Annotated in this window: 18 protein-coding genes; 7 read left to right on the top strand and 11 right to left on the bottom strand. The window is 23.9% G+C overall.

Annotated features, from left to right (window positions below):
* Window positions 1-23: 23 nt before the first annotated feature.
* From AACL22_RS07710 to AACL22_RS07670, 9 genes are all read right to left on the bottom strand, one after another.
* Window positions 24-3,245: a hypothetical protein gene (locus AACL22_RS07710; protein ID WP_338991043.1), complete on the bottom strand. Its 3,222-nt coding sequence runs from the start codon at window positions 3,243-3,245 to the stop codon at window positions 24-26.
* A gap of 3 nt (window positions 3,246-3,248) precedes the next feature.
* Window positions 3,249-4,640 (bottom strand): hypothetical protein, encoded by a 1,392-nt coding sequence (locus AACL22_RS07705; protein WP_338991040.1) that lies wholly within the window; start codon window positions 4,638-4,640, stop codon window positions 3,249-3,251.
* The gene (locus AACL22_RS07700) at window positions 4,633-4,809 is read right to left on the bottom strand and encodes a hypothetical protein (protein WP_338991036.1); all 177 of its coding nucleotides are present in this window, start codon (window positions 4,807-4,809) and stop codon (window positions 4,633-4,635) included. Before AACL22_RS07700 ends, AACL22_RS07705 begins: the two co-directional genes overlap by 8 nt.
* Before the next feature lie 25 nt (window positions 4,810-4,834).
* The gene (locus tag AACL22_RS07695; RefSeq protein ID WP_338993039.1) at window positions 4,835-5,548 is read right to left on the bottom strand and encodes an IS3 family transposase; all 714 of its coding nucleotides are present in this window, start codon (window positions 5,546-5,548) and stop codon (window positions 4,835-4,837) included.
* A 140-nt stretch (window positions 5,549-5,688) separates the two neighbouring features.
* Window positions 5,689-5,952 (bottom strand): hypothetical protein, encoded by a 264-nt coding sequence (locus tag AACL22_RS07690; RefSeq protein WP_338991034.1) that lies wholly within the window; start codon window positions 5,950-5,952, stop codon window positions 5,689-5,691.
* A 50-nt stretch (window positions 5,953-6,002) separates the two neighbouring features.
* Window positions 6,003-6,143: a hypothetical protein gene (locus AACL22_RS07685; protein ID WP_338991031.1), complete on the bottom strand. Its 141-nt coding sequence runs from the start codon at window positions 6,141-6,143 to the stop codon at window positions 6,003-6,005.
* Window positions 6,143-6,445, bottom strand: a complete 303-nt coding sequence (locus AACL22_RS07680) for a hypothetical protein (RefSeq protein ID WP_338991028.1) — start codon at window positions 6,443-6,445, stop codon at window positions 6,143-6,145. Before AACL22_RS07680 ends, AACL22_RS07685 begins: the two co-directional genes overlap by 1 nt.
* A 171-nt stretch (window positions 6,446-6,616) precedes the next feature.
* Entirely contained in the window at window positions 6,617-7,603 is a 987-nt protein-coding gene (locus AACL22_RS07675; RefSeq protein WP_338991025.1) for a PBSX family phage terminase large subunit, read from the bottom strand.
* The gene (locus tag AACL22_RS07670) at window positions 7,596-7,994 is read right to left on the bottom strand and encodes a hypothetical protein (RefSeq protein WP_338991023.1); all 399 of its coding nucleotides are present in this window, start codon (window positions 7,992-7,994) and stop codon (window positions 7,596-7,598) included. The genes AACL22_RS07675 and AACL22_RS07670 overlap by 8 nt, the downstream gene beginning before the upstream one ends.
* Window positions 7,995-8,253: 259 nt before the next feature.
* Here AACL22_RS07670 and AACL22_RS07665 point away from each other — a divergent pair, with 259 nt between their 5' ends.
* The 3 genes from AACL22_RS07665 (at window position 8,254) to AACL22_RS07655 (ending at window position 11,901) form a co-directional block, all read left to right on the top strand.
* Window positions 8,254-9,594, top strand: a complete 1,341-nt coding sequence (locus AACL22_RS07665) for an Mbov_0401 family ICE element transposase-like protein (protein ID WP_338991020.1) — start codon at window positions 8,254-8,256, stop codon at window positions 9,592-9,594.
* Window positions 9,595-9,813: 219 nt separating this feature from the next.
* On the top strand, window positions 9,814-9,975 hold the full coding sequence (locus tag AACL22_RS07660) for a hypothetical protein (RefSeq protein ID WP_338991018.1): 162 nt from the start codon (window positions 9,814-9,816) through the stop codon (window positions 9,973-9,975).
* A gap of 3 nt (window positions 9,976-9,978) precedes the next feature.
* On the top strand, window positions 9,979-11,901 hold the full coding sequence (locus tag AACL22_RS07655; RefSeq protein ID WP_338991015.1) for a hypothetical protein: 1,923 nt from the start codon (window positions 9,979-9,981) through the stop codon (window positions 11,899-11,901).
* 17 nt (window positions 11,902-11,918) lie between these two features.
* On the opposite strand, the gene AACL22_RS07650 is transcribed toward AACL22_RS07655, so the two are convergent.
* Together AACL22_RS07650 and AACL22_RS07645 are read right to left on the bottom strand one after the other, a co-directional pair.
* On the bottom strand, window positions 11,919-12,311 hold the full coding sequence (locus tag AACL22_RS07650; RefSeq protein WP_338991013.1) for a hypothetical protein: 393 nt from the start codon (window positions 12,309-12,311) through the stop codon (window positions 11,919-11,921).
* A complete protein-coding gene (locus tag AACL22_RS07645) occupies window positions 12,278-12,829 on the bottom strand; it encodes a hypothetical protein (protein WP_338991010.1) in 552 nt (183 codons plus the stop codon). Before AACL22_RS07645 ends, AACL22_RS07650 begins: the two co-directional genes overlap by 34 nt.
* Window positions 12,830-12,888: 59 nt before the next feature.
* On the opposite strand from AACL22_RS07645, the gene AACL22_RS07640 reads away from it, so the two are divergent.
* The 4 genes from AACL22_RS07640 (at window position 12,889) to AACL22_RS07625 (ending at window position 14,889) form a co-directional block, all read left to right on the top strand.
* Window positions 12,889-13,581, top strand: coding sequence for a hypothetical protein (locus AACL22_RS07640; RefSeq protein ID WP_338991008.1), 693 nt, complete (start codon window positions 12,889-12,891; stop codon window positions 13,579-13,581).
* A 177-nt stretch (window positions 13,582-13,758) separates the two neighbouring features.
* Window positions 13,759-14,307: a hypothetical protein gene (locus AACL22_RS07635; protein WP_338991005.1), complete on the top strand. Its 549-nt coding sequence runs from the start codon at window positions 13,759-13,761 to the stop codon at window positions 14,305-14,307.
* A complete protein-coding gene (locus AACL22_RS07630) occupies window positions 14,307-14,438 on the top strand; it encodes a hypothetical protein (protein WP_338991004.1) in 132 nt (43 codons plus the stop codon). The genes AACL22_RS07635 and AACL22_RS07630 overlap by 1 nt, the downstream gene beginning before the upstream one ends.
* Complete coding sequence (locus AACL22_RS07625) at window positions 14,398-14,889, top strand: hypothetical protein (RefSeq protein WP_338991002.1); 492 nt, start codon at window positions 14,398-14,400, stop codon at window positions 14,887-14,889. The genes AACL22_RS07630 and AACL22_RS07625 overlap by 41 nt, the downstream gene beginning before the upstream one ends.
* Window positions 14,890-15,026: the final 137 nt, after the last annotated feature.

Raw genomic sequence — 15,026 nt, 5'->3', positions numbered from 1 at the left:
TCTATTTACATCTCTTTTTATTTTTATATTGGTTTTATTGTAATTTTAACTGGATTATCACTTTTATTTCTAATACCTAAAACATTAGGGTTATTAACATCTAATACAATATCTTTATCATTACCAAAACTTAAATAACTATCTGCCCCTAAAATTAATTCTGCATAAATTAATTTTGTAAATCTAATTTTTAATTTCATATCATTAGTATAATATGCTTGTAATTCTGTTTTTTTAATTTCATCTTTATCACTATTAAATAATTTTGTTGATTTAAGTGTAAAAGAAACTCTAATAGTTAATTCATTTTTTGATATATATTTGTTAAAATAATCATCATAACTTGGTAATCCATTAGTATATGCAGTAGAAAATGTTTGAATATCATTTACTCTGATATTATCAGTATATAAAGTTATTGTATTATCAAAATTAACTTTATCGGTTTGTGAATGACCACTTTCTAGTAATTTTATACTAGACAATGGATTTTTATTAGTACATCCAGAAACTCCACCAAAAGTAATATTAATATTTCTATTAGGAATAAAATTTCCTATATTTGGTGGCCCACATTCAACTTGTAAATTATCTAGATTACTTATTTCAATCGTTTTATAAGAATCTTGGAATTTACTGATACTTTGAATTGTTGGATCGATTTGTTTTAAATCTATTTCAGTTTCATAATAAGCAGAATTAAATTCATTATAGAACAAATTAACATCAGAGTATAATGTAGTGTTAACTTTTCTACATTGTGCTGGTGCTGTAATTTTAGTTTTTAATGGTTGAATTGCATTAGCATCTCAGATATCTTTTGTATATTCTGAATAGTTATATGAAACTGGCGGTAATACATACTGTGGGTAATTAAATGTTGGTATTTCATAATCATGAGGTAATAAGAAACTAGTTTTATAGTTAGTTGTCATATCGCGTAAATAATTATTTAATACGCTTTTTGTTTTTCCACGAAAACTTCATACTGATAATTTTAAATAATCTTCTTCATTATTTGTATATGGGTTATCAGCATAAAATATAATTTCAAAATTACCTTTATATAAAGCTTGAATAGAAAACATATCAATTATATAACTACAATTTGTCCCATCAGGTGTTTGTAAAAATTCGCAATCATTATCTTTTTCACTATCACTAACTGGTGTTTGAGCATCAACTGCTCTTACTAATTCATTAATTAAATAAATACGATTAGTTTTAGGGTTTAATTGTTTTAAATTATAAGTTGAATAAGTTATTCGTTCTGTTGGTTTACCATCTTTTTCAAAAACATTGCCTTGTATTTTATCAGTTAATAAAGTAGTAAAACTAAAACTAGTAGCATTAGCACCAATCATAGCACCAATTTTATCATTTCCTTGTTCTCTAAATATTTCAAATGGTAAATAACCTTTACCAGCAGCCTTATCACCTCAAAAGGCATCATTATAAAAACTATAAACATTAGCACTCATAAAACCATTAAGTCATGGAAAATTAGGTCATTTATCATCTTGTGTAATTGTTAAATTACCAATTCAGTCCCAAGGAATACCAAACGAAACAAAGTTTAAAAACTTTCCAATAGCAGGTATCGTAAAAGGATTAAATACTAATTTTTGCGTATAGTTTAAAGGTAATACTGTAATTTGACGATTAATAAAATTATTCATATTTAAGATATCTCAAACATTACATGCACCCATTTTATTATATTCAATTTGAACTTGACCAACAGTATTACCAAATTCATCTTTTCTTCTAAAATATGATGATGCGTGGGTACTAATAATGTTATTAATAGTTCCACTATTTACTTTTACTTTATCTGGTGGAGTAATCATTCAATTTTTAGACCAATAAGGCTTAGAATTTGAATTTTCTTCCTTAATAGTTGTTCCAACAGTTGGATTAGTTGCTGTTGAACTTGCTTTATCTGTTATTATCATACCCTCATTATTTTTTTCAATTCAAAAATCAGACATTGATTGAATATGTTCTTTTCAATCTTTATATCCAGTAATAATAGTTGGTTGTATTCCTTGAATGTTATATCAACTTACTTCGGGTGAAGCATAAGTATTTATTTTATCAGGTGGTGCAGGAAACATGTTATACATTAATAAATCTCTTGAATTCATTACTTTTTTATTAAATTCACCTTTAATAATTGGTCGCCCAATAACAGGCATATCAAAAAAGATAGGATTACCATAAAATTTAACTGCCATTGCTCTAACACCTGGGTCTTTTAATAAAATTTCATCTAATTCAACAATACCTTTATTTAGTTTTTCATCATAAGTTATTTTAGGAAAACAATAGCCTTCACCTGGGGCACTTGTTTGAATAAATTGTCGTACTGATAAACCACTATTACTAATTTTGTCATTAATACTTGAAAAGGTAATTTCTTGTCATAAAAAACTACCATCATATGGTGAATAATAATTAATCACATTTGATGGATATAATCATTGTCTATCTTGGGGAGCAGAATTAATGTCACCACCACCAATATTTAAACCACGGTCATTAAATACAGTATAAAAATTATAATAATCATTAATATTTAATTTTTCAGCATCTTCATCTAAAATTAATAAAGTATATTGTCTTTCTGTTGATTGCTGAGTAAATACTTGTTCAAATTTAGCATCACCAAATTGAATTGAACTTCTATCATCAATCATATAAGCATCTCAATATTTACCAACTTTAACTTCTTTTGTATAAAAATTATCGGCTTTATTATCATTATTAATAAAATAACTTAATTTATATTGTTTTAAGTATTCTAACATTCTATTAATATCATAAATGTTTTCACCATCAATTAATTTTCAATAAACATTATTATTTTCATCTTTTAATTTTATCGCAAAAGGTGTTTCATTATTGGCTCATATAGTTGAGTTAATTGGTTGTTTATTAAAATCATCAATTGTTAAAATATTAATTTCTTCACCTTTATATTTTTGAACTATTTTTAAACTACCTTGTCATTGTGCAATAGTACTTTCCATATTATCAAATATTCGTGAATAGCTACCATAATCACTAGGTTTTGCATTATTAGGTTTTCAACCAGTTTCAGTATCAGGTATATATGAACTATAAACATTAAAAGGAAATACCATTCAATGTCTATTATCTCTTATATTTTCTCTAATATCTATTAAAGTATCATGGGCTTGTCTTCTTAATTCTTCCATAACCCCTGGGTTAATTCTACTCATTTTTTAATTCTCCTTAATTTCTGTTCTACCTTGTAAGGCATTTTGATTATTACCAGTTTCATCATATTCCATTAATTTATTATTATGGTCTATTTCTTTGGCTTGCATTTTATCTTGTCATTTTTCTATTTTTTCAAAATATTTGGTTGCTTCTAATTCATCAATATTATCATATTCAGTAATTGCTCTTATTGGTTCCATTGTGCCATTATCTAATCTAGCAGTAATTAATTCATTTTGTCGCATTTGGTCAACTAAACTAGCACTAACAAAATCAAAACCATAAGGTCGTTCACCAACACCATCTCATAAACCATAATATTTTAAAACAGTATCAAACATCTTAGTATAATATTGTTTACGATATGCTTGTAAATATGCTTGTTTTTCTAAGTCTTTTGTTTTTTTTATTAATGATTGGGTTTTATTTTCTTCACTATCTGAGGCATCACCAAAAGGACTAGAAAAATTACATGCTATATATACTTGTTCAATAATTGCTTTTTGGTCTTGTGTATATGTTTCTAAGGTTGGTGTCCCTTGTACTACTTGTAAAGATTGAGATAATTGACCATCTACTGTTGATGAACTTGATTGAACAAAAATATCATCGAATACATCTTGCAGTACTTTTTTATTACCTTTGTTATAAGCAGTCATTAAATCATCACTTAGTATTCCATATCAATGTGTACGATTTGCATATCTTTCTTTTGATTTAATATTAAAACTATCTTCTAAATCAAATTGTAATTTATAACAATTTGTCATTGTAGGTCATGGGTTTAATGTAGTTGATGTTGATAAAAATAAAGGATTAGGTTCATTTATCATTTCTCAAAAAGGTACTATACCTAATTTATTTTTAAATTCTTGTACTAAAACAGGTTTAACATCATCTTTAATTTGTGTTTTACTTTGCCCAACAACTACTTCATTATTTTTAGGTCAACCTTTAATAACTATTTTATCTTTGGTACAAATTAAATTTAAAATAAAACCACTATCTGATTGATGATAATTTAATCAAATATCGGCACCTTGTTCAATTTCGTTTATTTTACTTACGCGTGATGTAAAGTTAAAAGGGTTAATTCATAAATCAATATTTCCATCACTAGTTTCTAATAAACCAAAGATAGTTTTACCCATTAAACTTGCTGTTAATTCATTTTTATCTAATTTTTCTTTTATTTTATAAGTTTCATATCATCAATTTAATTTTTCTAAAATATCTTTACGATGCGACTTAAATAAAATATCTTTACCATTTATTAATCGCATTTGATGACGAGCGATAATATTTGCTAAATTAATAGTTCAATCATAATTATAAAATTTTAAAACACTATTAATATCATTTAAGTTTGGTAAACTAGGGAAAGTATTATTCATTGTTATTTTGCTCCTTTAATTTTAAAATAAGTGCATAATTAATTATATTTACAGTTAATAAATTTGGTTCATTTGATAAAACTTGAACACATACTTTAACTTTTTGATATCTTTTAATATATTCGTTATATAAATTTAATTTACATATTGCAATATAGAGTGCACCCATTTTAGTAAGTACTAATAAAAAGTATTTACTTTTTTTTAATTATATCTTTTTCTTTACGATTTGAATATCATGTATTTCATTTTATAACATCTTGTATATATTCTTCATGTGAATTATATATTTTATTATGGATTGTAGCTTTCTTAAATAATGAATGAAAACTTTCTATAACAATATTATCTGCACAGTGGTAATTTTTTCCCATTGAAATTGTAATACCGTTAGATAAACATTTATCGTGATAAATAGTGGATGTATATTGATATCCGTGATCTGAGTGAATTATTATTCCATTCAGATCTTTTTTTATTAATTTTATTTTATTAATTGCATCATTTAAATTATCCATTACTAATTTATTGTCATTATATTTAGATCACTTTACATCAACTATTTCTTTAGTATATCCATCAATAATTGTTGATTGATAATATCTTTCTCCTTTTCAAATTAAATATGTTACATCAGTATATAGTACTGAAAACCTTGTTTTTATATCATTGAATTTACGATTAATTAAATCAGGATATTGCAATAAGCTTTTTTCTTTATTCTGTTTATATTTCATTTTTCTTCTCATTTTTCTTACATATTCAGATTGTATTTGATTATCACGCATAATTCTTAAAACTTTTTTTGAATTATATTTTATACCATAATCTTCCTTTAAATATTTAGTAATTCTTCGATAACCAAATTGTTTTAAATTTTCTTCATAGACTTTTACAATATCATTTATTGCTTTTTTATCTTTTTTGCTACTGTCATAATTTTTATATTTATCTCAATAACTACGTTTTAACCCTGTTACTTCTAGTAATAATTTTATTGAATATTCACAAAAATTTTGTTTAATAAAAGAGACAATTCTTAGTTTGCTTAATTGTAAAAGTCATGGAGCTTTTTTAATAATTCATACCTTGTTATATAATATTCTAAATTTCTTTTGCCAAAAGAAATTTTAGGTCCTTTAGGATTGTTTAATTTTCCTTTTTTATGATTTGCTCATCAAGATTCTACTGTATTTGCATTTATATTATATTGTTTTGCTACTATTCAACAACTTTTTTGTTTAATTTCCTCAATGATTTTTGTTCTAAATTCTGATGTATATTTGTTATATTTTTGTCCTTTTTTTGCCATATAAAAATGCACCCCCTATAAAAATTTAGCAAAATCTTTTTTTATTTTACTTACTTTTTGGGGTGCACTCTAATATTATCTTTTTTTAATTCTTGACAAAGTCTTTTTTTAACTTGTCCACAAACAGACATATAAGGTCTTTTTGCATTTATTACACGCTCATCATGTATTACATAAATATCTTTTTTCATTAAGTTAATCACTCCCTTTGTTGTCATAATTTATAATCTGCTGTACTATTATGTTTAACCATTGGTACTAATTCAAAGTGTAAAGCATAAAAATCACTATCAAATGTATCATCGTATAAGTCCAACATTCGTTCTTCTCTGGCATCTGGTTTATCTTCTCATTGAATTAATTCATATTGAGTTTTACTTACAGGACATTTTTCTCATAATCATTTTAATTGATTAGTATTTATTAACATTGTGAATGCTTCAATACGATGCTTTATTTTAAATTTCTGCTTTTGTGCTGGTTTAAAATGCATATATTGACCAAAAGAATAATTATATTTTTCTCGGTTTAAACTTTCTAATGTTGCATAAGCACTATCATCAACATTGATTGATATACCTTGCTGTATTAAATTAAAATATTGATTTAATTGATTGTTGTAAAACTCTAAAATATCTTTTACTTGTTCTAATGGTCCTTTAAATTATTGTGTAGCATTTGAGTGTGTATATTCTGCTACTTTATATGCTTTTTTATCAAATGAATTATATATTCAAAAACTCGCTGCTGTTGTATGTCCCTTAGGACTAGTAGAGTTTGCTAAATCAACTCCACCTAATAATTTAGTTGGTTGAATAATATCTGTTGCTTGCATAATATCAATATATCTTGCAAATATTGACCCACTAGTATTGCCTGGTAAACCTCAACTCCATACTCTTGCTCTTTCAATATCTAACTGTTCTAATCTTAATTGTTCATTAACTTTATCTTGTGGTAATTCATAATTTAATCTTCAACTAGAATAATGAATAATAATTTTCATATTTCATTTTTCAATATACTTAATTTGCTCATATTTACTACGCATTATTTTTTCATCAAAAGGCATTAATTCATTACAATAACCAACAATATATCTTTTTAAACTTTCAGGATTACATGTATTAATTGTTATTTTATTTTGATAACCACGAATAGCAAATTCTAAATCACTTAAATCTTTTTGTTGAAATTGATCACATTCTTCTCTTCAATCAATAACTAATTTATATTTATTTAAATCAGCAAAGGCTTTTAATTTTTCTTTTCGACTTGGTGAATGTAAACCTTTACAATATATTTTGCTACCATTTGATAAAGTAAAAGTAAAATTTGATAAATTAATAGTATAAGGAATATGATTTTCATCTAACATATTTCATATATTTTGAAATACACTATCTTTTAAATCTTTACTCCAATACATACTAGCAATAATACAAATTGGTTCTTTAATTAATAAACTAATTTTTAATAATTCACCAAACATTTTAATATTTGATATAGTTTTACCACTATATCGTGTTCCAATTTGATTAATTTCATTCACTAACTCAAACTTTTTAGCAAAGGGATATTTATTACCAATACTACTATTTTGTAATAACCAATAAGAAGCTTCTAACAAATAAGTAAAATGATTAAGCATTATTATCACTTTCTTTTTTAATATCTCTAATATCCGTTTGTAAATTAACTATTATTGGTTGTTGATTATTTAAGTTTAATTCTTGTTCTAACTGTTTTTCTTGTATTGAATATTTATAATTAAATGCTCGTTGTCAATATAATTTAGCACCATTTGGTGATTTCATCATAAAATTAATTATTTCACTTTCAATTCTATCAACTTGTTTTTCAAGTAAAGGAACTATCTTCTCGCTCGCATAAGTATCATATCTTCACTTGCGAGAAAGATTGAATTCATTGGTTAAATCGTTCAAAGTATATGGTTTATTAGGTGATTTATTTTGCCAAAATTCATCTATTTTACGATAGAATGTTCGTAAACTTGCTGTTTTTGGATTAAATTCTTTCATTTTTTACTCCTTTATATGGTTAAATATAAGTAGAGAAAAACATGTACAGAAGAACTTGACACGGTTCTTTTTTTATTATCTATATTTTACATCAAAATAAAAAAAGTAAATTACTTTACTTTTTTCAGTTAAATTAATTTGCTAATAATTAACAATTAAATTATAACACAATAAATAAAAAATAATATCTTTTTTTTTTTTTTTTGCATTTTTATTATTTTTGTGTTAATGTGTAGAACTAAGGAAAGAGGGTAAAAAAATGATAAATATTGATAACAACTTTTTTAAGAATTTTAATAATTTGTTATATATACAAAGTATTGAAATTATTCAACAAAATTTAGAAAATTCTGATGAATGAATTTTTAAAAATTATAAAATTGATGAAACTTTAAAAGAATTTAAAGATTATAAAGTAAAAGAAATAAAACCAAGAACATTAACTATTTTAAATGGGAAAATAACTTTTAAAAGAAGAAAATATTATAAAATTAATCCAGAAACAGGTAAAGAAGAATATATTTTTCCTTTGGATAAACTTTTAGGAATTAAAAAATGACAAAGAATAAATAATTCTGTTAAAGAAAAAATATTATCATTTATTGGCAAGAAAAAAACATATCAAGATATTTTAGATACTATGGAACATGTAAAAATTTGTATAAAAACAATTTCAAATATTATGAAAAATGCAAAAACTGATAAAGAATATTATCTTAATAAAACTGATAAAAAAGTAAAGATACCTCATACTTTATATATTCAAATTGATGGAACTTATTTAAAAATGTGAAATGAAAAGAAAAAAGGAAAAGAAAAAATAAAAAAACATAGTATATTTTCAACTGCTCATACTGGTTTTGATAAGGTAAAATCAACGAAAAAAAGACCTATAATTGCAAATAAATTAGGTGTTATAGAACTTGATAATATTCCAGAATATATTAAAAAAAATAGTAAATTAACTAATTTTGTTAATAAATTATTTACATTAATTACCAGTTATTATGATATTAATGACAATATTGAATTTATGGTATTAGGCGATGGCGCACCTTGAATTAAAAATATTGTAAAATTTATTCAAGAATATTTTCCTAAAAATAAAGTACATTACACGATAGATAAATTCCACCTTACAAGTAGATTTAAAAAATTATATCCTTATCAAAGTAAAAACAAAGAAAACAGAGAAACGTACCATAAAGCAATCGATTATTTTTTTAATGCTAAATATGAAGAATTATTAGAATGTTTAAAAAACAGTGCTTCTTTTATAAAAGAATCAAAAATGAAATTCTTAAAAGAGACAATTAAATTAATTAAAAATAATGAAGAAGGTGTCAGAAATCAAACATTATGAAATAATATTGGTTGTCATATTGAGGGTGATATATCACATTACTGTAAAGGTGTTTTGGTTAAAAAAGCAACTTATCATGAAAAAACTCTTAAAAATAAATTAAATACTAGTATGATGAATTTTAAAAATAAAATTAATTTATTTAATACTAATGAACCATTAGAAGAAAAAAGAATTAATTATTCAGTTAATAATTTTGTAAATAATAATTTACAACCAAACTTATATTTTTATTAATTTTATCTAATAAATTAAATAACTTTAATAAACATGTATTTTTGTCGTAGAAAAATTTAAAAAATGTTAAAATATTGTTGACAATAAAATTAAAAGTAATATAATTTAGATAAGTAAGTGGTATTTTTATTCCACAATTTCTAAGATATTAATTAAAACCCTTAAATAATACATACAGCCAATTTTAAAGATTTAGTTGAGAAAAAACCAACATTAGATATGAAAAACCTAATAAATGGTGGTATTCAAATTAAAGATGAAAATATGTTTATTGAAGAATTATCACAAAAAATAAAAGATAATTTACAAGATAATCATAATATTCCTATTAATGAAAGAATTAAAAACTTAGTTCAAAAAGAATATCAGAAAGGAAAATAAAATATGGCATCAATTATAGGATTACATGAGGGATTTGTTATTGGTAATGGTGTAGCAAATTTAACAAAAGAAGGACATTTATTATTATCAGCACAAGAAATGCGAGTAAAAGATATTTTATCAAATCCTGATTATTATACTTTTCATCGTTTAACAGCAACAGCACAATCAAGTCCTAATATGGAAAGTTCAGATTATGCGGTTGCAATTTATACAATACCTAAACGATTATTTTATGGTGATTCAGAATGAAACCACGAAAAAGGAAATCCAAAACAAAATCAAAATGCTAAGCGTGGTCGTTTAGTAATTGATCATACTATTGGTTTAAAAACACAATGAAGAAGATTTGATTTATCTCGTTTAAAAAATACTGACCCATCATTACGCGGTGAATTAGTAGCAAAATTAACTGGTTCAATTACAAAAAATATGATGTTTAATTTAGAATTATACTTTTTAAAAGGTGTAATTGATAATTATATTGCTAGATCTAAATTTAATAAAGATTATGCTTTTGTTTATGATACAACTAAAATTAAAACTCAACAAGATGCATTAGATTTAATGTATAAATTAGGACATCGTATGACAGATGAAACACGAAAAATTAATGCATCTCAAATTGGTACAAATACTAGTGATTGAGAAATGATTTGAGAACCACATTCATATTTAGATTTAACACGATCATATACTCAATTAATCGGTGAAAATATTTCAGCAAATACAATGGTGACTGGTACTTTATTCCAAGATAAAGTTTTAGGTTATATGGTTTCTAAATCATTATGACTTGGTCAAAATATTAAACCTTTGCATGGTAAAACATCAGATGGACAATTAGAGGTTAATTTACAAGGAATGAATAGAACTCGTGGCTTTGATTTATCTATTAATAATAAAATAGAAGCATTGGTTATTCAAAGAGATAATGCCGCAATGATTACTATTTTTACTGAAAATATTAGTTATGTAGATAATGATACACAAGAACCTGCATTTACTAGTCGGGTATTATTTTCATTACCTGCTTTAACAAGACCAGAATTAGGTTTCTTAATTGTTAAAGAAATGTTTACAGAACAAGAACAAATGGATGCTATTGCTCGCTTATGAGATAATACAAATCCAACTGGTAATTCATGACAAAAATATAATGAATTTACTGGTGAATGAGAAAATGAATTAACTTATCAATTATTAGATTATGATCCAAATTATAAAGATTTTTATAATCCTGAATTTAAAACTACAATGCAAAATACTATTAACAATATTAATAATTTAACAGAAGATCAAACAGCATTAAATATGGATGTTAAGAAAAAATATTATGAATTCTTTGGAATTACTCCATCTACCCTTGACAAAGCAGAGATTAAAAAATTATTTGATAAAGTATTAGATAAAAATTTAACTACGCCACAGAAACAAAGAGTTTTAGCATTTATGCATTCTATTATGGTATTAAGTGATGGTAAAAATGATTATCCAATTCAAACAAATTCAGCAGGTATTTATTTACCAGTTAATGAAATTGTAAGTGGTAATATTTATTTACATATTAATGCAGGTATTATTGATAATCAAAATATTAATGATAAAAAAATATTAATTAAAGGCAATTCTAAAATAAATATTAACGGGATTAATGAATTAGATAAACCAACTATTAATGTTGCAGTTCCAACACAAGCAACATCCGAACAATTAAAACCACAATTTAAAGATGTTGTTTTAAAAGCAGTAAAAGCAGTAGATAGTTCTTTAACGGAAAGTGATTTTGATTACTTTATTGAAAGTAAAAGTGAGGATTGACCAATTAATATTACAAATGATAAAACTGTTGAAGTTCAAATTCAAGGTAAAAATAACGCTACTGGTCAAACAAACCCTATTGATGTAGTAATTAAAAATTCATAGTATATAAAAAATAGGAATTAACCTATTTTTTTATTTTTTATAGTATTTATTGGATGTTTAATTACATTAATACCTTTTTTAAGTTCTTTATAAAGATTAATTGTTTTTGGTTTTGATATTATTTTAGTATGTAATTTTTGATAACCCACTTTTAAATTAGTTGCATATTCTCGCTGTTGATTTAATCAATTTTTATTATCAATATACTGCTTATAATGATTTAATTTAGCATCTTTTGTATTGTAAAAATTATTACTATAACGATTTATTTCTTTATTTAATTTTAATAGGTTTTTATTAATACGACTTGCTCTTAATTTAACATCTCCGCCGTCTTTATTTTGTTGTGTATATATTTGTCAATTAACATATTCTCTTAATTCACTGCGTAATCATACATGTAATCACATATTCCAAAATACAGACCCTGCCCCAGTTCCATTTTTACCAGTTGCTGATTTCATTGCTTGTCATACTTGAATATGTACTTTTGGATATGTATAAGATCCATATCTCTTCTTTGTTTATCATTATCTGATTGAATTAAAATAGTTAAATTACCTATTAATTTTTGTTTATTAGTTATTTGAAACAAACCTTTTTTACATCAACTACTAGATAATATAGTTCAATTACTTTCTGTTGGAGTTAATGATTTTACAATTTCTTTATATTTATTTTTATCTAAAAAACTAATATCTTTAAATAATTGTATTTCTAAATTTTTAGGTATTTTTGCTAATAAATCACTTAATATATTTGGGTTTAAATAATATTGAATTTGTGCTAATTGATGTTTAATATCTTTAATACTTTGTAAAATTGCTTTTATTTTAGAATTACCATATTTTTCTAATAATTTTATAATTCTTAATGCTATTTTTATATTTTCTAAAATACTAGTAATTAATGTTAATAACTTTCACATTTTTTGACACTCTCCTTATGGTGATTATATAATGGGTGATGACAAAAAGAGGTGTAAAAATGGATAATAAACAAGAAATAAATTTTAATGAATTAATTAATAAGCCTGAATATTTAAGTTATTTAGAAACGGGAAAATATAAAATATTGCAAGAACAAAAATACTATATTGATATTCCTTGAATTATTGCTAATAGAAAAGCCGCTCCGTTAACTATTGGACAAGGTTTAATGTTTAATTGTGATAATGATGATACACAAGATTGAATAGAAGAATGATACGAAAAAAACTATGTTTATTCTAAGTTATATCAAAATGAATTAGCAAATAGTTTATATGGTCGTAGTGTAATGTATTTATTAAAAACAGAAACTGGCGATTTAACTATTGATGTTGCTTCAATTAGTTCAAATGTTCGTATTGCTAAATATTCAGAAATAGAACAATATGCGAAAATGTGAATATTACCTGCTCAATCTGATTATATGTGATATCAAAGAGTACAATTTTATCCTAGAAAAGCAAAAATAACTTACTATACAGCAAAAGATTTAGAAATTGGAATTTGACAAACTTACGGTGAATTAGAAAGTAAACTAAAACCAGTTTCTACAATGGAATATGACACTGGAATAGATATTTTACCTATTGTTGAATTTATTAATTTACCTAAATTAGTTTATGGAACAAAAACAACAGTAGATACTACCCCTGATTGTTTACCTGTATTTAATTTAATTAAAGATGTGTAAGACAATATTTATTATAAAAGAATCGAAAGAATTATTAACCGTACTCATTTTATAGGACAAAAAGATACTACTCATTCACTTATTGATAATGGTAAAGGTTCAGAAGAATTAGTAAGTGCTGATGCTATTATTACTAGCACAGTACAAGGTTATGCTAATTTAACTGGTAATAGTGGAATGGGTTTAATTCATGCTCAACAAAATTATACTGAAATAACTATTGATAGTGATTATTCAATGAAAATGATATTTAATGGTGCAGGTTATGAATATGATAATTTTTCAGGAAATAATTATACAAATAAAACAGAGTCTTTAATGAATAATAAATTAGATATTGAAACTACTTTACAAAAAAGGTCTTTACGAATTCCTAAATTATATAGATTATTTGATTATATATTTAGACATTATAAAAAATGAGATAACTTAAATGATAACAATCCAAATAATAATAATATTAGACCTTATACATTAGAATTTATTGATATATCAATGGTTAATGAAATTACACAATCAGAGGTAATTGATAAAAGATTAAATAATGGAACTATTATTCATATTGACGCAATTCATAAACAAGATAAGGTGACAAATAAAAAAGCACGAATGATGTTTGAAAAAATTAAAACAGAACAAAAAGCACAATTAGAACAAGAAATGAGTTATATTGATGAAGAAGAAAAACAAACAAGAGAAGAAGATATTAAAGGAGATATACAATAATGCAAGTACCAAATATTAATAGTATTTTTAAAAACTTAAATGAAAGAATAATGGATAATAGTGTTAGATCTGATTTAACTAAATTAGATATTGATATTAAAAATAATTATTTTTTTTCCATTTATTATTAAAACTGGTTTAGTAAATATTACTGATAAAGGTTTTCAACCTAATAATGGAGTACCACAAAACTTTACACAAATGTCACAAATATTTACTGGGAAAAAGGGAATTATAGCACAATGAAAAAATGCAATTAAAATTAGATCTAGACATATCCCTGATATTTGAAATTATGATTTTTTCCAAAAAGAAAAAGATTGATTTACTTATTTTATTGATGATTTTAAAAATAGTTTAACAGATAAAATTAGTTATTTATATATTACTAGTACCGAAAAAACTTATTTATGAGATGAAACAAAACAAGTTTTTATTAATTCAGAAGAACCTGAAAATAATTACCCAGTTAATGATATTTGAGAAAAAATTAATAATGAAAATGGTTTTAATGTTTATGTTATTAATTTACAAAAAATTAATAAAGCATTAGATAATTTTGCTATTAAAAGAAAATTTTAAGGTGATGCTTATAAATGTCATATTTTTAATATTAATGATACTGTTGAATTTTCTAAATTAGGTGGTGAAGAATATTTTGGCAAATATAACGCTTGATATCTTGATCGTACAATTACGATTGAAACCACTTATAATTT

Source organism: Spiroplasma endosymbiont of Seladonia tumulorum, assembly GCF_964020235.1.
Classification (GTDB): domain Bacteria; phylum Bacillota_I; class Bacilli_A; order Mycoplasmatales; family Mycoplasmataceae; genus Spiroplasma.
The sequence above is the reverse complement of the archived record's forward strand: the minus strand, read 5'-3'. Positions and strand labels throughout refer to the sequence as shown.